Genomic DNA, 19,642 nt, shown 5'->3' on the forward strand with positions numbered 1-19,642 from the left:
TATATTAAATTTGGGGATCGGATAGCACTCGATTTAGCGACCAAGCCCCAGGAGGGCTCTGGAAGCTAGCTTCCAGAGCCCTCCTGGGGCTTAACCCTGAGACAGGGTTATAATTACACTTCCTAGTAAACTACAGACTTCCCAGATAAACATATTCATGAGTTTCTATGTTCAAAAGTTACTTTTCCATATATAAATATCCTGATATCCTTTTATTTGGTACTGTACTGAACTAAACCCCTTTCTGTTCATATACCCTATAATATGATTAATATTATTTGAGTATACAGAATTGGTATTAAATAGTACAGTTCCTTTTGGTGATAAGGTATTGATTATACATTCCCAAAATGCTATAGTAAAGCATTTTTTATTCAGAAACGGCTCTACAAACAGATTGATTATGCTTAACTCATTTTTTAGAGATAAGGTGGGTAACAGGTCTGCAGCATCCCCTCTAATAATATTTATATTAGGATCTTTTTGTAGATCAAAATCTTGTACTGCAATATCTATTAAAGTTTGATCCAATTCTAATACATTAACAGTTCCTTTATAATTAAAGGTATCACGCAAAATACTGATAATTGAGCTATCTCCAAGTCCCACTAATAGAATATTGCTTGTTTTTTTGATAGAGATATTTCTCATAGCTTTTATAAAAATCCTACGATTCAATCCATATATATAGTCAATACCAGGACTTTTTAATATTTTTTTGCCATCAGCCGATTCTATCAAATCTATATAATCATTCAGTATATTAGAAAAATAACGGGTAATTTTTTTTGGTTTTTCTTTATATTTTAATTTTATCATGACACTTTATTTTTTATAGTATTTACCCTATATACTTACTTGCTAATTGCTGTAGATATAGGTCTCTTTCCTAAGTATTACTATTATATAGTATATCCCGAGGCAAGATATCTCTATAATTTTTTGGCATAGGCAAGCAAATAAGTTTTTTAATTTCTATAAACATCAAGATGTATCTGATCCGGATCAGAATTTTCATTACCTGATCAGAAAAATGAGTAGTAAACCTATTATCAGTTGTTTTTAGGGTTTGGTAATAAGTTACTGTATATATTTATATGCTTCCTGTATTTATTATTATTTATAAAAATCAATAGAATAAGATTTTATAAGAGAATTAAACCATAACTAATACTATACTTGAACTTTATCACTTGAATTAGCGAAAAATATTTCGAACTATTTTAGCCTAAAAAAGCAGAATTTTCCATTGGGTACTAAACTTACTATCTGAAAGATTCTTAAGAATTAAGTAGCTTACAATTAATAATTATGATCATGATCATCTTCTAGTATTACTTCTTTTTTTCTTTGATTTCGAATTTTGATTATCTTGTTGTCCTAATTGACTCGTAGCAAAATTGTTAATCTTGTTCATCAGAGATGGATTAGCAGCTCTATCTGCAACATTGGCTGAAACTTCTGCTATTTTTCTCAAACTAGTATTTTTAACATTTTCTGCTATTTTTCCAATATTACCTTTTAATTCTGCAATAGTTTCTTTCCTTTTTTCTCTTTTTTTTCCTAAATAAGCTTCTTTATTAGTTAACAACTTATTTATTTTTAATTCTTCAGATTTTAAAGAGTTAATTTTTTGCCTAAGGTTTTTAGTTAGCGTTTTATCCTTTACTATTATTCTTGATAAAATATCAATATGATGTTCTAGTTCTTTTATTAATCTATTTTTATCTTTTGCTTTTTGAGATTGTCTTATTATTTCTTGACCTCCCTTTTTTATTTCATCTTTAAGGAATATTATTTTTTTTAACTCTTTTTTTAGACCACTAGCTTCTTTCTTTATTTTATTAAACTTTTCCTTTCTCTTTTTAATTTCATCAGATATTTTATTTAGATTGCTATCTAACCCATTTTCAATAAATGAGGGCTTATCTTCATAACCAGTAAGTTTACCTAGCTTTTTTACTAACAAATCAAAATTTGTTTTTTCTTCCTCAAAGGAAGGATCTTTTGTTATTTGGGCTTCAAAATATTTCTCCAAACCCTGATAATAATCCTCTTGGAAAGAATCATTTTTACCAGAACTGTTGTTAAATCCTTGATTTTCATTACTTTGTTTGCTGTCATAACCGCTACTGTACCCTTCACTACTACCAGACCGGCTATCATAACTGCCTTTACTACTACGACTAGGTTCGCTATCATAACCGCTGCTGTATTCTTCTTCTCTTCTTTGATTGTAGTTTTGATTATACGTATCCCAATCCCTTTGGTTATTTCTATATTCTTCCTGATAAATATTTGGTTTTTCTTCTAGATCTAAAACTTCATAACTTTCAAGGTTCTTTTCCAAATCATCTCTGTATTCTTTTACCAACTCAGCACTATTTTTTGATAAATTATCATTATCAAAAGACAAGCCCAAACCAGCTTTTTTTCCTGTAATTTCCTCAAACAATTTTTCATATTGTTTTTTATTTTCTTCATCTAATAAAACATCTTTTGCACCATTAATAATTATCATTATTTTTGATGAAATTTCCTTTTGTTTTTCTGTTTTTTGATTTTGTCTATCTGGATGATATTTTAATGATAATTTTCTGATTGCGCTGGAGATTTTATTAGATTCAAAATCAGACCCAATCCCTATTAGCTTGTAATAGTCAATTTTATTTTTCATACAAATAATTTTATAGCAAACATTTGGCTTTTATCAATTTAACAACTAAAAGTTAAGAGCATTTTCAAGCAAAATTTTCACATAGATGTTCTTAGTAATACTCTTTTATCACAAAATCCTTTAAAATTAGTCTGTGCTATAATGGAGGTTTCATCTATTTAAATTAGTGAAATGGGCTTTGTTTACTTTAAAAACCCAAAAGCAAAGTAATCTGTGTATAAATAAAAACTAAGCAATTACTTTTTATAAAACATATTACTAATTTCTATTACTATGCGATAATGGCAAAGACTAAAGCATCATATTCTTTTACCTCTTCAGATAGATTCATTTTTATTTTAGAGGTTTTTATATTATGTTCCTTCATCATTTCTATCGTTTTATAATGCACTTCTGGAAAACGTAAAAACCCAAAACTTTTAGCAAAATCGACACTTTGATATGTTTTTTTGATCATATTTCGGACTGTTTTTAACAAAAAAGCTGCGTAATAACTACCTAACTCATCAGAAACCTGAGTATTGAAAGAGCATAATGTAATTGTATGGTTTGGACATTCTTTTATGTTTTTATGAAGTAGTAACCTTTTACATTCTATCGTATTTAATGTTAACCCATACAATGATTCATCAAAAAGATGTAGTTTTTTAAGCTTTTGGTTATACGTTTTGATAACTCCAGAAATACAATCATCAATAATCAGGATTCTTTTCTTTGCTTCAGCATTTATCTCACTTGCAGATATTTCAAAATCAGGATTAAGTTGTAAGTAAACATCGTTATCTGATGAACGGATAGGGCCACAAAAAATAATAATACTATATGAGTATTCATTAAAATTTTGAAGGTTTTCTTCAAAAACACTTTCTTCAGGTTGCTCCAGGTGAAAAATTTCTGATTCATCCCACCAGCCTCCATAGGAAGACTTAAAATAAGATTTGTAATTCGAAATAGTTTTATTGATGACCGTATTATTTTCATCGGGTATTGTGTTCGAATTTGTTATAAATAATATAAATCTCTCCATTTTCACATGTTTATAAATCGTTTCAGCTTAGCTTACAGGATGTTTTATTAAATATCCAACTCTCTTACTTTTTTTAGATCTCTTCGATTGTCTATTACTGCACGAAGTTTTTCTTTGAGTTCTTTTCCTTGAGGTACTCCCTTGATGATAAGAATTGGATTTGATTTATCAGTGGTGTCCAAAACAATTGTTGACAATCCTACCAGCCTTAATAAAAAGGGTTGTTTGAATTGTATATCTTTTACTCGATACAATTCAATCTCATCAGTAATTTTAGACAAAATCCCTTTTTCTTCTATAATCCTTTGATCAGTTATTGTAAAAATATTAGATCTCGTATAAAAATACCTCCATAAAGCCAATAGTAAACCTAAACCAAAAACTAGTATTAGTGGAATACATAACAAATAAAAACTAAAACTCACCCAATGAGAGGGATGTCCTTTCCAAATCTCTTTTTCCATTTTTTTTTCAATAATATTTATATCATATTTTGATCATAACTCATCTCGGATAATGATTTTTAATCGAAAAGCTTACGCGTTTGCAGACTGAAGCTTTACCAAAGTCAAATTCTATATTACTTTATGTTTTTAATTACTGAAAAATTCACTTTTTTAACATTTATAGAATCTCGATTTTCATCATTGTCATCGTCACCAGAGGTCATAGCTATTTTTTCCTCCAAACGATGTTCTTCTCTATCTAAAAATTCATACCAATCATTATCTGAACAATGCATTTTACTCATTTTAATATTGAAAATACTTTTGTCATAATCCATATTCTTCTCTTCAAGAACAGCCTTACTCCAATAGATTCTGGAGGTATTTATTTCTTTAATATTTAGTGCAAACTGAATTAGTTTTTCTGCTTTTTCAAGCCTATTACATAGTACCAGGTATTCTGCATAGAGTTCATATACTAGTGCATAGTTCGGATCTAAAGTAATAACGTGATCAAAGCAGGCAAAAGCTTTTTTAAAATTGCGGAGATATTCTGCGTGTATGAATCCAAGCAAACAGAGGCTGGCATGATGATTGGGGTTATAAGACAAAGCCTTGTTAAGTGCCTCACAGATCTTATCCCATTCTATAACCGCACTATCTGGTGCATTGACATGGGTTTGTGCTAAAAGGTATTGTTGTTCTACTATATCAATTTCCATTTGTTGCTTATTTTAAAATTCATTTTTTTTTCGGTGTTCTCAATGATCAAAAAATCTAAGGGGATAGTAGCGTGCTATTGGGAGTATATCCCCCACATGTTCCTTTATGATCATATCAGTTCATGTCGTTTGACTATGCAATATATCTCTGCGAGATTCTTCCTTTTTCCAAACGATCAACTACTTTATCAAGAGATATTTTATTTGACCCTTGTAGCAAAATAACATCCTTAGGTTTGATTTCATCCATCAAAAAATCAGATACCTGATTGGTATTATTGAAATGCTTTCTATATTCGACTTTTGAAGTTTCACCAATATATTTAGAATACATCCCTACAGTAATTAAGAGATCAATTCCACCTATATTTGCAATCACATTTCCGATATGTTGATGTGCTTCTATGCTATGTGATCCCAACTCCAGCATTTCTCCAATAATCACAATAGTTCTATTTCCCATTTTATGCATGTGGGCAATCGTATCTAATGACGCTTTGATAGAATCGGGAGCTGCATTATAAGAATTATCCAAGATCCGTGCTCCATTAAATGCAAATGATATTACTCCTCTCCTTTCTGGTGATTTGAAGGATTCTATCCTAGATATAGCCTCTTCCTTTTTTACATTCATTTCTAATCCAATAATGTAAGCAATAGCTGCATTATATGCGTGATGTTTACCCACTGCATTATGCATTTGTATTAGATCTTTATTGAGTCTAAAAGATGGGTTTGCTTTACTGTTGAGTGTGATATTCTGTATTCTTACATCTGATTCAGCATTCTGACCAAAAGTGATTACTTTTCCTTTGGCAGATTTTGATAAATAATCAAAATATTCATCATCTCGATTCAATATAGAAATTCCTGTAAGATCCATTCCGTCAAAAATTTCGGATTTAGCATTCGCTATATTTTGCCTTGTTTTTAATTTTTCAATATGTGACATGCCAATATTAGTAATAACTGAAATATTGGGTCGTGTTATTTTAGACAAATAGTTGATTTGGTTTACATTTCTCATCCCAAATTCAATTACTGAACATTTATGATTGCTATGCAAATGCATTAGTTCTATAGGGACACCCAATTCGTTATTAAAATTTTTACGGCTTTTATGCGTTTCATATGTACTACTTAATACTTCATAAATAAGTTCTTTTGTTGTAGTTTTCCCAACACTACCTGTAATGGCAATAACAGGTATAACCAATCGTCCTCTCCATATTTTTGCAAGGTCTCCCAATGCTTCTATAGTAGATGGTACGATGAATTGAGGGATTCTAATTCCTTCTACAAAATATTCAACTACCGCTGCCATTGCTCCTCTCATTTCGGCTTCTTTAATGTAGTCATGACCATCTGCTTTATTCCCTTTTAGAGCTACAAAAAGGCTTCCTTCTTTTATTTCTTTAGAATTATGAGTAACATCAAATATATAAGCAATTGAAGGAATAGGTTTATTAGATCTCCCTCCCATCGCTATACAAGCTTCAATAAGTGGTATTGTAATCATAAAAACGAGTATTAAATTATTAGGAATGTGAATTAATATATCAGTTTACATTATCATAAGGGGTTTTTATTATTTTTCATTTTCATTTCCGTGGTCTGATGAAAAGTTTCGCCAAAAAATAATTCCTCCAAATTGACCATATTCTCTTTTTTATTAATTTCCTGATTACTCGCTCTTTTTTTTAAGTTGTTCTTTTTCATTGGTATGTTTTTATTTATCTTAAAATTAATTATGTAATCGTATTAGTATATTTGTAATTATCGACTACTCACATTAAGTAATTAGAGAAGTTTTTTTTTATTTTAACAAAAAAATATATTTACAAGTTTCTTATTCTTAATAAATAAAAGCTTTTTAGAATCTCAATTATTAAAATTAATTTAACTAATTTCAGAATTATCAATAGGAATAATAGCTAATATCTATATAGAATCAAATTCATGTTTATCAAACCGATATTCAGTTTTTAAAAACATTTATGCATAGGATGAGTGTAGTATTAAATGGTTAATAGCTTACATGAACCAGCATGTTTTCTAACTGATCAATTATTTTTGAACGAACTTCTTTGGAGTTCATAAGGTTATTTAATGATTGTTTAAGTGTTGAATTATCTTCTCTGACTGTAAAGGTTTTTTTATCCTTTGGTTTCATAATAAAAAATTAAAAGTTAGTATGTAGTAATTGATATATTATAAAAACAGCTGAGTATCAAGAACACCCTATAATGAATTAATATTTTAAATGTTAAAATTTAATTACAGCACCCTTATTTTAGAGTATGTTTAAAAAGAATACAAATTGAAAATCAATAGTTTGAGGTTCTGAGTGCACTTCAAATTATGAGTATATCGAGATATTTACATTAATTTGAAGTAAGCTCACGGTTCTTAAAATATTTTTTTTCAAGAAGTAAGGTTTTTAAACAAGCTCTAATAACAAGGATAGGGAATCTTAAAAAAACAAATATTTTTTTTAAGATATCCATAAATCGGTTAGGGATATTTACTGCTAAGCTGTTATAATATTGAGGTGACTTTTATTTTTAATAATAACATAAAAAAAACAGCTTTAAATGACTGATAAAAAAGATGTTTGTAATGAAGAAATTTTTCAATCAATATTTAACACAAATTACAAACCATTAATGAACTATTTGTATTATAAATATGGAGATTGGGAAAAATCAAAAGACATTATGCAAGATAGTTTTATAAAGTTATGGGATAAATGTAAAGAGGTTCCATATGATAAAGCTAAGGGTTATGTTTTTGTCTCAGCAAAAAATGCTTATTTAAACTATATAAAACGTCAACAAATGATATCAAGACATCACGACGGTTTAAATCGCAATATTCTATACGCTCAATCCCCGGATCATTGTCTTGAGGAGAAACAGTTTTTAGAAAAAATAAATCGTATCATATCATCATTACCATCGCAACATAGGCAGATATTCTTGATGAATAGAATTGATGAGAAGACATATAAAGAGATTGCGGCCGTTTTAGAGATTTCTGTTAAAACAGTTGAAAAAAAAATGCATGACACTCTAAAAATAGTACGAGAAAAGATAGGAAATATTTAACTCTAATTTTTTTTTTACTTTTTCATAGGGTTTTCTACAGCACTAATTGTTTTTATATGTGGAGAAGATTTAACTAAACTTGACAAAATGGAAAATAATCATAAAAACAACAATAATACTTTAGCGAGATGGCTAAATAATGACTTAACAGAAACTGAACTAAAAGATTTTGAAGCCTCAAATGATTATCCTATGTACAAAAAAGTACTTGATGGTTTCTCTAAACTAAATACGCCTGAATATAGGCAAGATGAAGCTTATTCGGATTTTAAAAATAAATTACTTCATGAAAGAGATACAAAAGGAAAAGTTGTAAAACTCTCAGTAAAACAATATCTGGCAATTGCAGCGAGTATTGCTTTATTAGTAACTGTTTCCATTCTATCCTGTAAAACAACTTACAGTACTGGTTTCGGACAACAGGAAACTATTATATTACCAGACAATTCAGAAATTATTATCAATGCCAAATCCAATTTAGCATATAATAAATTTTTATTCTGGTTCAATAGAACACTAACTTTGGATGGTGAAGCCTTTTTTAAAGTATCTAAGGGTAGCAAATTTTCTGTTATTACTGATAATGGAGAAGTTAATGTTTTAGGAACCGAATTTAATGTAATCTCTAGAGGTGATTTTTTTGAAACTAAGTGTTATGAAGGTAAGGTACAAGTAAAAATGCCTAATATCACTGATACGTTAGTTTCTGGAGAAAAAATAAGAGCCAAAGATAAGGAAGTGTCGCAACTTGAAAAATTAAGCGATAATCAAACACCGTTGTGGATAACCGGAACAAGCAAATTTAAAGATGTGCCTTTAAGCTTTGTATTAAAAGAATTTGAAGCTCAATTTGATGTGTCTTTTGATACTAGTGATTTAGACTTTATCAATAAAGTTTATTCCGGTTCTTTTATCCATGACCTCGTTAATATAGAAAGTGCTCTGGAGAATGTTTTTCTCCCAATGAGAATAGCATATGAATATAATGAAAGTAGTAAAACAGTAAAACTCAAAAATCTAAAAACCATCGAATAGTCTATTTTTCAGTCAATAAGGAAATAACGCCGCCATAAAATATTATCAACGCTGTGTTTAAAAGAAGAAGCTTATTTTTAGTTTGAGACAAGCCTTAGGTTTGTCTTTTCATCCTAAAATGCAGAGTGTGTAGAATTCTATGTATTTATGTTTACTGCGAAATTGCCAATTTACGAGTCCTTTTTTTTAAAATGTTCTACATAAAAACTACTAATTTGCTTGATATAAATCATATAAATACTGTCATTTGTTTTCTTATATGTTTTTCTTATAACAGATTGGATGCGCAAATAAAAGAAGAGCCTAATAATAAGTTTAGTATTCTCGAATTACTTACTCATTTCGAAAAAGATAAACAAATCACCTTTTCCTATGATCCCAAATCGATTAATGAAATACAACTTATATTTAAAAAACCAATTAAATCATTACAAAATATTGAGTTGAAATATTTTCTAGAAGTTTTGGAAAATCAAACATCTTTTGACATTAAAAAAAATGATACTAACTACATTCTTTATAAGGTAAACAAGCCCATTACAATTACAGGAACGGTAATAAACTTATATTCGGGAGAAGTATTATCAGGTGTCTTGGTTACAGATTTGGATAGCTCTGTCATTACCGATTCTAAAGGTGTTTTTAGGATACAAACAAAAACGTTTAGAACCTTAGAATTTTATAGATCTGGATTTAAGAATACTATTGTTTCAGTAGATTCTGTTAATAAAAACCATTCAATTCAGATTTCGATGACTGAACAAACAGAAATATTAGATGAAGTAGTATTAATCCATGATTATCTCACTTTTGGCGTTGATAAAAACAGAGATGGTTCTATTGAAATATCTCCGCAAACAATGAAATTGATTCCTGGACTAATAGAACCTGATGTTATGGAAGCGATACAGCTTTTGCCGGGTATCAACAGCTCTTCAGAAGGAGTTAATACCATTAATATCAGGGGGAGTACTTTTGATCAAAATCTAATTCTATGGGATGGTATAAAGATATATACGAAGGGACATTTTTTCGACAAAATCTCTCCATTTAATCCAAATCTTGTAGATAAAGCTACAATATATCGTAATGGAACGAGTTCTAAATATGGAGGACGTATTGGAGGAATTATAGATATTAATACTAAGGATGAGATCATCAATAACGTATCAGGGAATGCCGGGATAAATCTGACTCATGCAGATGCTAATATTAATTTGCCAATTAGAAAAAAAATAGAGATTACATTAGCAGGAAGACATTCGCTAGAAAATTTTATATCAGATAAAAAAAATGAAATTTTAAAAACGAATGTCCTAAGTAATAGTTTTAACCGATTAGATAATAATTTATTTTTAACAAATAAAATCACTTATTACGATTTCAGCCCAAGTATTAAATGGAATATTTCTAAAAATAACTCTTTAAAAATTAGTGGTATCTACCTCAATAACTCTTTGCAAGTTACATCCAATTTTCCTTCAGAATCTTTTAGTACAATTGAAGTTTTAGATCAACTTAATAAAGGAACCAGCATTGGATGGAATAGCAAACTACATACTAAACTTTTGTCCTTTTTACAAATTCAATATAGCAACCATTTGGTAAGTGAAAAAAATACTAGAATACTTATACCTGACCCCCAATCTGATACTTTTATAGAACCATCGACAATTTTCAGAACTAGTGAATTAATAGACATAAGTGGTGTATATAATATGACCTATACTATTAATGATACATCAAAAATTCTGGGAGGATATGAACAGACTCATAACAAAATCAATAACGATAAAATACAATTAGAATCTTCATCAGAAGAAGGTAGTTTACATAAACTAAACACACAATCTTTATATTCTGAATATATATATAATAACCGTGCATATGGATATAGAATTGGGATTCGAGCAAACTATTACTCAGACATAAATAAACCTTTCTTAGAACCTAGATTATACGGTTTTGCTAAATTAACTAAGGCTTTATCAGTAAATTTAGCAGCAGAAATTAAAAGCCAGGCAATCCGCCAGGAATTAGAAGACACTCAACTAGAAATAGATCTGGATGCATTAAATGGCGATAGTTGGCTTATCGCAGGTTTAAGTAAAGTCAATCAAAATGCAATTCCATTATTGACTAGTAATCAGGTAGGTGCGGGGGTTGTTTATAAAAGAAAAGATTTAAGCATCGATATAGAATCCTATTATAAAAAAAGCAAAGGTGTTATAACCATATTATATTTACCTGACGAGAATGATGATGAGTTGATCCTTGGAGGTAATAGCTCTGCATATGGAGTGGATATATTTATTAAACAAAAGATAAATAAATATAGAACATGGTTAGGGTATTCATGGAGCGAAAATATTTTAGAATTTCCTATAGATCAAAGAAAAAGATTTCGAAGCAAAACAAACCATAAACATATCATAAACTGGTCCCATACGATAGATTTTAAAAACCTGCAACTAGGCATTTCCTGGAATTATAGGAGTGGAAACGTATACAGTATACCAAGCGATGCCTCTTCTAATGTATTTTTGTATGATTCTATTGGAACAAGATACTTACCAGATTATCATAGGTTAAATGCTTCATTACTATATTCTTATAATTGGAATAATAAATTAAAGGCTACGGTTGGGATTTCTTTTCAAAATATTTTGGATAGAAAAAATATAATTGATCGTAGATATAGTACAGTAGCGCAAGACCCGGACTTTACTGAACCTGAATTCTCGTTTAATGTTCAAGATGGTTATACTTTAGACGCATACAGAGTAGATTATAAAGGACAACCTTTTACGCCTGATTTTGTTTTTCGGCTAAGTTTTTAATTAAACTTGTAGCGTGCATTCCAGATGGTACAATAGCTATTTGTACTCTCCAGGGAGGAACATAAACAGAGATATTCTATAATAATTTACGTTTAGGTCAGAGATTCAACAATATCGGTAAGCCTATGGTAAACTACATATTGTATAGCCGAATTTTAGGTTTTAGTTTTGCTGTATGCAAAGAGAAGACACTAAACGAAAACGAAAGATGTATGAAATTCTTCGGAATTGGAAGAAGAGTACACTCAGCTTGAAGGACTTTGGAGAAAGCCAAGGTATTACTTATGGCGTTATGAAATACTGGCACAGGAAATTTAAAGCAGAATTTCCAGATACAAAGAAAAAAGTAACCAAGAAAGAAGCTTCTTTTATTCCTTTGGAAGTTGCTCCTCCAGTATCGATTGCAAAAATAGTTCCTATAGAGATCCATTATCCCAATGACGTATTTCTGCAATGCCCTTCTGATATCTGTAAAAAGGAACTGAAAAACTTGATTACCCTTTTCTAATGTTTGAACTCACTACTACGCATAGGTTTCATTTGTATAGCAAACCCACAGACATGCGTAAAGGATTTAATGGGCTATGCGGAGTCATACAAAATCAGTTGTCTACATCTCCTACAAATGGATCGGTATACATTTTCATTAATAAAACTCGTGATAAAGTAAAATTATTACATTGGAGTGGTAGTAGCTTTGTACTCTACTACAAGCGGTTAGAATCTGGTACTTTTGAGATTCCATATTATGATACAGAAGTGGGTAGTATTTCTTTAACCTACTCACAATTAGTATTATTAATTGATGGAATTTCCATTACCAATATTAGCAGAAGAAAATCATACAAGAATCTTGTAGAAAAGGGTTGATATGATTGTGAGATATCGAGTTTTTTGATATCTTCATATAGTTAAATCGTCCCAACAAATTACTACTATTGATAAGGACTCTGAGCTACAAGAAGCCTATGACACGCTGACTAAAGTGTATCAAAAATTAGCATTCGATTATCAGTATCTTCAACAACAGTTATCAGAATTGAAGCGTCTTGTTTTTGGTAGTAAAAGTGAACGTTTTGTAGCTACAGAAGATGGACAATTAGATTTATTCACAAAAACTTCAACTACTACAGCTACCTCAGATAGTGATGCTATAGAGATCACCTACCAAAGAGAACAACAGATAAAACCAAAGCAGCAACCTGTTATACGATTTATAACTAAAAATTTCGCATATTCATCGTTTCTTTTTCCTTTCTACTTCGTTTAAAAAATAAACCGTAGCTATAGCTATGCTTGATTTTTTTGCCTTGCATAAAGAAAAAATAATTCAATGAATTTATACGAATTTTTTAATCACAAATCGTATTAGAGCAGCACTTGCTACTCATCTTCCAAGAGTAGAAGAAACTATAGAACCAGAAAAGCTACCTATTGGAGCAAAGAAGATTGGAGAAGAAATTACAGAAGTATTGGAATACAACCCTTCCAGTATTTTTGTTAGAAAAATCATACGCCCTAAATACATAGTACCAGAAGAGCAAAGAATAGTAATTGGATCACTTCCTTCATTACCTATCCCAAAAGGAAATGCAGGTGCTGGGTTATTATCTCAAATTCTAGTCAATAAGTTTGGTTATCACCTTCCTTTCTATAGACAACAACAAATCTTTAAAAGTCAAGGGGTAATCCTTAGTGAAGCTACCATATGTGGATGGTTTAATGCCAGTACCAGATTATTAGTTCCTTTATACGATTGTTTGCAAAAACAATTGTTACAAAGTAACTACTTGCAGATTGATGAATCACCAATCGGTGTTCAGGGATACTCATAAAAGTGCTGCCAAGTCAAAACGAAGAAAAGGAAAGCTTCATATGGGCTATCATTGGGTACATCATGCGCCTATAGAAGGCCTGGTGTTGTTTAAATATAATCCTAGTCGATCAAAAAAAGTTCCAGAAGCAAGGTTACAAGAATATAACAGAACTATACAAACAGATGGATATTCTGGATATCTAAATCTGACCACCAAAGGAAGTATACAACTATTGGCCTGTATGGCACATGCCAGACGCTATTTTGAGAAAGCACTAGATAATGATGCCTCTAGAGCCAGTTATGCATTGGAACAAATCCAAAAGCTGTATGCCATAGAGCGTAAATCAAGAGAACGAAATGTGAAACCAGAAACTAGACTGCGCTACCGAAAACTATATGCAGTTCCTATTTTAACAACATTAGAGGTTTGGTTACAACAGCAGACACTTCAGGTACTTCCTAAAAGTGGGATTGGTAAAGCAATCTCCTATACTCTTAAGTTATGTGCCAAACTGGTAGCATATACTAGTGATGGTCGCTATGAAATAGATAACAATCGTATTGAGAATACCATCAGACCCTTGGCACTAGGCAGAAAGAATTATCTATTTGCAGGATCACATAATGCTGCTCAAAAAGCTGCCATGTTGTATTCTTTTTTTGCAACTTGTAAGATTAATAATATAGATCCCTACACGTGGCTGAAAGATGTTTTGGATAGAATCCAAGAACATAAGGCGAATAAACTAGTAGAATTACTACCTAATAATTGAACTAGCTCTACATAAATAGCTCCAGTATTCATTTTGATTTATTTAAAAACTATTTTTTTGAGGGTAAACCTACCAAAAAAGACTCTTTACAGTATAAAACGAGTATATTATAATGTGAATTAGAATATCCTTACCAATAAATATTATTTATAAAATAAAATTAGATATAAATGAAAAAAGATGATATCGTAACTCGTAAAAACGCTCCACATAGAAGAGCAAGAGTAATATCCGTAAGTAACAGTAGCAGCACCGCTCAAGTTCAATATTTAAATGGAGCAAAAAAAATTTATTAGGTACTGAATCGAAAAACAACTTAGAACCTAATGGGGAGAATATACTGCACCGAGTATAGATCCTCCGGTCGCAGAAAGAGGTCATCCCCACGGTTTCGGTAGTAAAAAAGTGTAAAAAACCTACACTAAAACGGAGGTTTTGATTTTAAGATTAGACCTAGAAGAGCATTCATGATGTTCTCCATATTTCACTTAAGGTTTAATCATATCCTTATTCAATCCAATATTACCACTTCCATGGTCGCCATTCTCAAAATAACCTTTAAGAGGTACATAATCATTACCATTGTAATTTTGAAGTGCTATTAAATCTTTAATAAATGATTGTGCTGAAATTGGGTTAGTTGCTAAAAACAATAACAAAATGAATGAAATCTTGATAAACTTGTTCATATGTAAGCCTGTGGTCATATACATGACAATAGGCTTACCAATATCGACGGTTGATAAAATTGTAAATGTATAATTATTAGTTCAGTACTTTGTTTTTTTTTGATTGAATTGATATCATAAAAAGTGTCATTGTAACACGGTAAAAATCATTACCTGACTCAGCTCTTTTAATACAATTTATAACTAAAAATTTCGCATATTCATCGTTTCTTTTTCCTTTCTACTTCGTTTAAAAAATAAACCGTAGCTATAGCTATGCTTGATTTTTTCGCCTTGCATAAAGAAAAAATAATTCAATGAATTTATACGAATTTTTTAATCACAAATCGTATAACTTGTTTTTTATTTACTAAAAAAATAAGTGTTTCTTTTAAAAGTAACAATGATGACCAAAAAGAAAGTTGAATGAATCACTCTATTTAGAAAATAAACACTTTATTTTAAACGAATTAACATGGGAAAAAACACGCAATTAAGAGCTACAACCAGAGTAAAAGAAGGGTATGAAAAATCTAAATCTCCCGACAATGAATCATATGCTCAATTCAAAAAAAAAATAGTCCCTAATCCAAAAAGAAAATTGGGATTAGAAGAACATAAACAAATTGCAAATACTGAAGTTGGCAAACGTAGTTATCTACTAATTGGTACCCCAAGAGATTTGATCAAGGCACTGGAAAGATACCCTGATCAAACTTTTACCGCTACTAGTAATAGCAATGATGAACAAGCTAGATTTGTTGAAGACCCGGATAGACCTCTTAGAATATCTATAGGTAAAACTACCGAGATGAAAGAAATCATGGATGTAATTAAAGACCGGGTCGGAGCAGTTGCAGCTTTGCCAATGGTAAGTGCTACCGTAGGTATAGGATCACTGGTTGGGGATAGTCCTGGTATAATCGGCGGTGTGGTAGATCCTGCTCAAGGATGGATTGATATGCAGGGTTCATGGGGGAAAGCCACTGTTCTAGCATATCTTGGCTCTTGGGGAAAGTTTATTAGTGATACCAGTAATATATCAAATTCAAAAAATGCGGCAGCTGCTAAACTAGAAAAAATACATCCAAAGCTTGATAGGTTAACAAATCTATTAGCAAAAACCTATAGTGTAGAAATCAATCCACATCTTACTGATAAAACTTCTATAAATTTAGAAAAAACAAAAACTACCAATGCAGAAATAGCCAATATTTTACGAGAGCATTTTAAGATTAAAAAGAAAAATAATATAAGACGATAAAAATAATTTTGATATATTTTCCCTATCTTAAAATAACTCCATATGTAATACCTTGAGTTTATCCAAAGTCTTTCAAGCTGAGTGTACTCTATTTCCAATTCCTGAGAGTTTTATACATCTCTTTTTCGTTTAGTGTCTTCTCTTTGCATACAACAAAGCTAAAACCTAAATATCAGCTATACAATATGTAGTTTACCATAGGCTTACGTATAAAATTATTTTTCTGATATTATTATTAGGGTTTCATTCTTCTAGAATTGTCTTAATAGTATACAGGTTTTCTTAACCTATATAAAGACTTTAAGAAAGATGCTTTTGAAAGGCTGAATATTTGAAGCTATTTTATAGAAAAGGTTATAAAAAAAATAAATACTTATTAATAGTTTGTATTAATCTTGATAAAATCTCTTTATTAATAGGATCTGAAAGTAATTACTAGCAGTATTAATTATTAAACGGTTAATAACCCATTATGGAGTTTGAAACTAAATAATATAAAAAAAGCGCTAATGGTAGTGGTTTTCCAGAATAAAATGAAGAAAAATTGCATCAAGGATAGTTTTTTTTGATCCAAAACCCTATTCTCGATATACTTCTTCCTTTGGTTGAAGCACTCGAATCAACAAATTTTGAGTAAAAAAATCAAAACACACAACGCGTATATTTAATAATATATCAATCATCAAGCATTATAGAAATTTGATGAATGTCTGTTATAGAAATAGTAATTAATTCTCAAAAAGAAAATGAATAACAAATTAGAAAATAAAGTCAGTCAGAAAAGTCAAAGTTCTAATACTCATCCGGATCTGGATAATGAAGGACAAGTTAAAAAGATGATTGCTAAGTTTGAACAAGGACTCAACACAGATGGAGATCAGGCTACTCGCCCGGATCTGGATAATGAGGGGCAGGTTGAAGAGATGATTGCCAAGTTTGAACAAGGACTCAACACAGATGGAGATCAGGCTACTCGCCCGAATCTGGATAATGAGGGACAGGTTGAAAAGATGATTGCCAAGTTTGAACAAGGATCCAACACAGATCAAAATCAAACTACTCCCATAGATCTGGACCATCAAGAACTTGATAATGATATAGATACTACACCCGAAAGAGAAATCAATACAGATCAAGATCAGGCCACTCCCACAGATCAGGACAATCAAAAACTGGGGAATGATATAGATGTTACCCCTGGAGAGAAAATCAACACAGATCAAGATCAGGTAATTCCCACAGATCAGGGCTATCAAGAGCTGGATAATAATATAAATGTTACCCCTGGAGAGAAAATCAATACAGATCAATATCAGGCCATTCCCACAGATCTGAGCTATCAAAAGCTGGATAATAATATAAATGTTACCCCTGGAGAGAAAATCAACAAAGATCAATATCAGGCCACTCCCACAGATCTGAGCTATCAAGAGCTGGATAATAATATAAATGTTACCCCTGGAGAGAAAATCAACACAGATCAAGATCAGACTGCTCCCACAAGTCGGGATAACCAAGAACTTGATAATGATATAGATATTACACCCGAAAGAGAAATCAAAACAGATCAAATTTCTCCTAGTAGTATGAGTTCGGATGATAAATACTTAAAGAATATTGACAAGTCTTTGGATTTCTTAGAAACATTATCAAATGTTGAAAAAACATTAAATTCTACTCAACAACTATCTAATGAAGAAGAAGTAGAAAGTTTACAAGACTTTTTAAATTTGTTAGATGATTTTGCTTATAATACATCAGATAGTGATTTAAAGAATGCATTCGATAAAACTAGGGATTCATTAAACAATATACTTAATACTTTTGAGGGTCAACAAATCTCAAATGAAGAATACCCAAATGCCTCTGATATAAGCAACGAAATCACTCAAAACTTACAAACAGAAACTCAAATTGATACCGATAATCTGGCTTCCTCAAAAGAAGAATTCAAATCAATTATTGACCAAATTGGAGATGTATTGGGAAAGATTATTGAGAAAATAAATGACCTAATACAAAATCAAAATCAGGTACTAGAAAATCAAGAGTTACCACCAGGTCAAAAATCCATTTTTAAATTAACAAAGGAAGAACTGAATGATTTAAAAAATCAAAAGAAAACTGAATCGAATGATGTTTTAACTGAAATAGGAAATCTAGAAGAAGAAATTGCAGAAGTAGATAATCTGCTTAATAATATTGCCGATACAGATATAATTGAAAGTGAAAAAGCAAAAGTAGCAAGCCCTTTATTAAAAGAAAAAGAAAAGCTAAAAGCCTCCCTAAAAGAAAACAAAAAAAAACTTAAAAAAGTAAACAACGAATTAAAAAATATAGAATGGAACAAAATAGGAAGAAAAGTAGTACCAAAACCGCAAAAAACCATAGAACAAGTTAAGAATATAAGTTCTAATTTCTCTGATAGAACCAAGACTCAGGGAGATGGAGTAAAATCATTTTTAAATAAAATGACAAAACCGGGAATAGAAAATGATATTAATCAAAACCAGATATCAGCTCCTGATATAAGCAATCCTGAGAACCTACAGGATTCCACAACAGCTCTACAAGAAATACAACCTATCCCAGATCAACTAGAAAATCGAGAGTTACCACCAGATCAAAAATCCATTTTTAAATTAACAAAGGAAGAACTGAATGATTTAAAAAATCAAAAAATAACTGAATCGAATGATGTTTTAACTGAAATAGGAAATCTAGAAGTAGAAATTGCAGAAGTAGATAATCTGCTTGATAATATTGCCGATACAGATATAATTGAAAGTGAAAAAGCAAAAGTAGCAAGCCCTTTGTTAAAAGAAAAAGAAAAGCTAAAAGCCTCCCTAAAAGAAAACAAAAAAAACCTTAAAAAAGTAAACAACGAATTAAAAAATATAGAATGGAACAAAATAGGAAGAAAAGTAGTACCAAAACCGCAAAAAACCATAGAACAAGTTAAGAATATAAGTTCTAATTTCTCTGATAGAACCAAGACTCAGGGAGATGGAGTAAAATCATTTTTAAATAAAATGACAAAACCGGGAATAGAATTTTCAAAAGGTGCAGCAAAAAAAGCAAAAAAAAAGCAATTGGTTCGTAACATGTTTAACCGGCTTAAAACATCAAATACGGGGCCAAAAAGATAATACCTTAATGTCATAGAAGTGGTAATGATAACCCAGTCTCAGGGATCTTTTTTATGCCTGGTCGTTAAATCTCAAATTTAATAATTGCTGAATAATCAAACTCTAATTTTGCATA

18 protein-coding genes are annotated in these 19,642 nt (G+C 30.6%); 10 read left to right on the forward strand and 8 right to left on the reverse strand.

What is annotated here, in order from left to right:
• Positions 1–171: 171 nt before the first annotated feature.
• The 7 genes from F0000_RS22750 to F0000_RS27930 all read right to left on the reverse strand — a co-directional run bounded on the left by F0000_RS22750 (position 172) and on the right by F0000_RS27930 (position 6,591).
• Positions 172–819, reverse strand: coding sequence for a hypothetical protein (locus F0000_RS22750; RefSeq protein ID WP_149627024.1), 648 nt, complete (start codon positions 817–819; stop codon positions 172–174).
• 502 nt (positions 820–1,321) lie between these two features.
• Positions 1,322–2,677: a DnaJ domain-containing protein gene (locus F0000_RS22755; protein ID WP_149627025.1), complete on the reverse strand. Its 1,356-nt coding sequence runs from the start codon at positions 2,675–2,677 to the stop codon at positions 1,322–1,324.
• 271 nt (positions 2,678–2,948) lie between these two features.
• Positions 2,949–3,704, reverse strand: coding sequence for a hypothetical protein (locus F0000_RS22760; RefSeq protein ID WP_149627026.1), 756 nt, complete (start codon positions 3,702–3,704; stop codon positions 2,949–2,951).
• Positions 3,705–3,751: 47 nt separating this feature from the next.
• Positions 3,752–4,168, reverse strand: a complete 417-nt coding sequence (locus F0000_RS22765; protein ID WP_149627027.1) for a PH domain-containing protein — start codon at positions 4,166–4,168, stop codon at positions 3,752–3,754.
• 116 nt (positions 4,169–4,284) lie between these two features.
• Positions 4,285–4,872, reverse strand: a complete 588-nt coding sequence (locus F0000_RS22770) for a hypothetical protein (protein ID WP_149627028.1) — start codon at positions 4,870–4,872, stop codon at positions 4,285–4,287.
• Positions 4,873–5,005: 133 nt separating this feature from the next.
• A complete protein-coding gene (murF, locus tag F0000_RS22775) occupies positions 5,006–6,391 on the reverse strand; it encodes a UDP-N-acetylmuramoyl-tripeptide--D-alanyl-D-alanine ligase (protein ID WP_149627029.1) in 1,386 nt (461 codons plus the stop codon).
• 53 nt (positions 6,392–6,444) lie between these two features.
• Positions 6,445–6,591 (reverse strand): hypothetical protein, encoded by a 147-nt coding sequence (locus F0000_RS27930; protein WP_188112230.1) that lies wholly within the window; start codon positions 6,589–6,591, stop codon positions 6,445–6,447.
• Between the two features lie 875 nt (positions 6,592–7,466).
• On the opposite strand from F0000_RS27930, the gene F0000_RS22780 reads away from it, so the two are divergent.
• The 8 genes from F0000_RS22780 to F0000_RS22815 all read left to right on the forward strand — a co-directional run bounded on the left by F0000_RS22780 (position 7,467) and on the right by F0000_RS22815 (position 14,446).
• Positions 7,467–7,979, forward strand: a complete 513-nt coding sequence (locus tag F0000_RS22780) for an RNA polymerase sigma factor (RefSeq protein WP_149627030.1) — start codon at positions 7,467–7,469, stop codon at positions 7,977–7,979.
• An 87-nt stretch (positions 7,980–8,066) separates the two neighbouring features.
• The gene (locus F0000_RS22785; protein WP_149627031.1) at positions 8,067–9,014 is read left to right on the forward strand and encodes a FecR family protein; all 948 of its coding nucleotides are present in this window, start codon (positions 8,067–8,069) and stop codon (positions 9,012–9,014) included.
• Positions 9,015–9,229: 215 nt separating this feature from the next.
• On the forward strand, positions 9,230–11,854 hold the full coding sequence (locus F0000_RS22790) for a TonB-dependent receptor plug domain-containing protein (RefSeq protein ID WP_188112231.1): 2,625 nt from the start codon (positions 9,230–9,232) through the stop codon (positions 11,852–11,854).
• Positions 11,855–12,062: 208 nt separating this feature from the next.
• Positions 12,063–12,362 (forward strand): hypothetical protein, encoded by a 300-nt coding sequence (locus tag F0000_RS22795; protein ID WP_149627033.1) that lies wholly within the window; start codon positions 12,063–12,065, stop codon positions 12,360–12,362.
• Positions 12,362–12,724, forward strand: coding sequence for an IS66 family insertion sequence element accessory protein TnpB (gene tnpB / locus F0000_RS22800; RefSeq protein WP_149627034.1), 363 nt, complete (start codon positions 12,362–12,364; stop codon positions 12,722–12,724). The genes F0000_RS22795 and tnpB overlap by 1 nt, the downstream gene beginning before the upstream one ends.
• A 115-nt stretch (positions 12,725–12,839) precedes the next feature.
• The gene (locus F0000_RS22805) at positions 12,840–13,124 is read left to right on the forward strand and encodes a transposase (protein ID WP_188112232.1); all 285 of its coding nucleotides are present in this window, start codon (positions 12,840–12,842) and stop codon (positions 13,122–13,124) included.
• A 202-nt stretch (positions 13,125–13,326) separates the two neighbouring features.
• On the forward strand, positions 13,327–13,689 hold the full coding sequence (locus F0000_RS22810) for a transposase (RefSeq protein WP_188112233.1): 363 nt from the start codon (positions 13,327–13,329) through the stop codon (positions 13,687–13,689).
• Complete coding sequence (locus F0000_RS22815) at positions 13,655–14,446, forward strand: IS66 family transposase (protein WP_149627037.1); 792 nt, start codon at positions 13,655–13,657, stop codon at positions 14,444–14,446. Before F0000_RS22810 ends, F0000_RS22815 begins: the two co-directional genes overlap by 35 nt.
• A 488-nt stretch (positions 14,447–14,934) precedes the next feature.
• On the opposite strand, the gene F0000_RS22820 is transcribed toward F0000_RS22815, so the two are convergent.
• A complete protein-coding gene (locus tag F0000_RS22820) occupies positions 14,935–15,159 on the reverse strand; it encodes a hypothetical protein (RefSeq protein WP_149627038.1) in 225 nt (74 codons plus the stop codon).
• A gap of 430 nt (positions 15,160–15,589) precedes the next feature.
• Between F0000_RS22820 and F0000_RS22825 the strand changes: the two genes are divergently transcribed.
• On the forward strand, positions 15,590–16,378 hold the full coding sequence (locus F0000_RS22825) for a hypothetical protein (RefSeq protein WP_149627039.1): 789 nt from the start codon (positions 15,590–15,592) through the stop codon (positions 16,376–16,378).
• 746 nt (positions 16,379–17,124) lie between these two features.
• Entirely contained in the window at positions 17,125–19,527 is a 2,403-nt protein-coding gene (locus F0000_RS22830; RefSeq protein ID WP_149627040.1) for a hypothetical protein, read from the forward strand.
• Positions 19,528–19,642 lie beyond the last annotated feature (115 nt).

Source organism: Aquimarina sp. RZ0 (assembly GCF_008370685.1).
GTDB lineage: Bacteria > Bacteroidota > Bacteroidia > Flavobacteriales > Flavobacteriaceae > Aquimarina.

Coding starts and splice junctions, on each gene's coding strand:
- F0000_RS27930 (WP_188112230.1), bottom strand. CDS start 6,591: ATGAAAAAGAACAACTTAAAAAAAAGAGCGAGTAATCAGGAAATTAAT.
- murF (WP_149627029.1), bottom strand. CDS start 6,391: ATGATTACAATACCACTTATTGAAGCTTGTATAGCGATGGGAGGGAGA.
- F0000_RS22785 (WP_149627031.1), top strand. CDS start 8,067: ATGGAAAATAATCATAAAAACAACAATAATACTTTAGCGAGATGGCTA.
- F0000_RS22815 (WP_149627037.1), top strand. CDS start 13,655: ATGAATCACCAATCGGTGTTCAGGGATACTCATAAAAGTGCTGCCAAG.
- F0000_RS22825 (WP_149627039.1), top strand. CDS start 15,590: ATGGGAAAAAACACGCAATTAAGAGCTACAACCAGAGTAAAAGAAGGG.
- F0000_RS22760 (WP_149627026.1), bottom strand. CDS start 3,704: ATGGAGAGATTTATATTATTTATAACAAATTCGAACACAATACCCGAT.
- F0000_RS22820 (WP_149627038.1), bottom strand. CDS start 15,159: ATGTATATGACCACAGGCTTACATATGAACAAGTTTATCAAGATTTCA.
- F0000_RS22750 (WP_149627024.1), bottom strand. CDS start 819: ATGATAAAATTAAAATATAAAGAAAAACCAAAAAAAATTACCCGTTAT.
- F0000_RS22780 (WP_149627030.1), top strand. CDS start 7,467: ATGACTGATAAAAAAGATGTTTGTAATGAAGAAATTTTTCAATCAATA.
- tnpB (WP_149627034.1), top strand. CDS start 12,362: ATGTTTGAACTCACTACTACGCATAGGTTTCATTTGTATAGCAAACCC.
- F0000_RS22755 (WP_149627025.1), bottom strand. CDS start 2,677: ATGAAAAATAAAATTGACTATTACAAGCTAATAGGGATTGGGTCTGAT.
- F0000_RS22795 (WP_149627033.1), top strand. CDS start 12,063: ATGTATGAAATTCTTCGGAATTGGAAGAAGAGTACACTCAGCTTGAAG.
- F0000_RS22770 (WP_149627028.1), bottom strand. CDS start 4,872: ATGGAAATTGATATAGTAGAACAACAATACCTTTTAGCACAAACCCAT.
- F0000_RS22830 (WP_149627040.1), top strand. CDS start 17,125: ATGAATAACAAATTAGAAAATAAAGTCAGTCAGAAAAGTCAAAGTTCT.
- F0000_RS22765 (WP_149627027.1), bottom strand. CDS start 4,168: ATGGAAAAAGAGATTTGGAAAGGACATCCCTCTCATTGGGTGAGTTTT.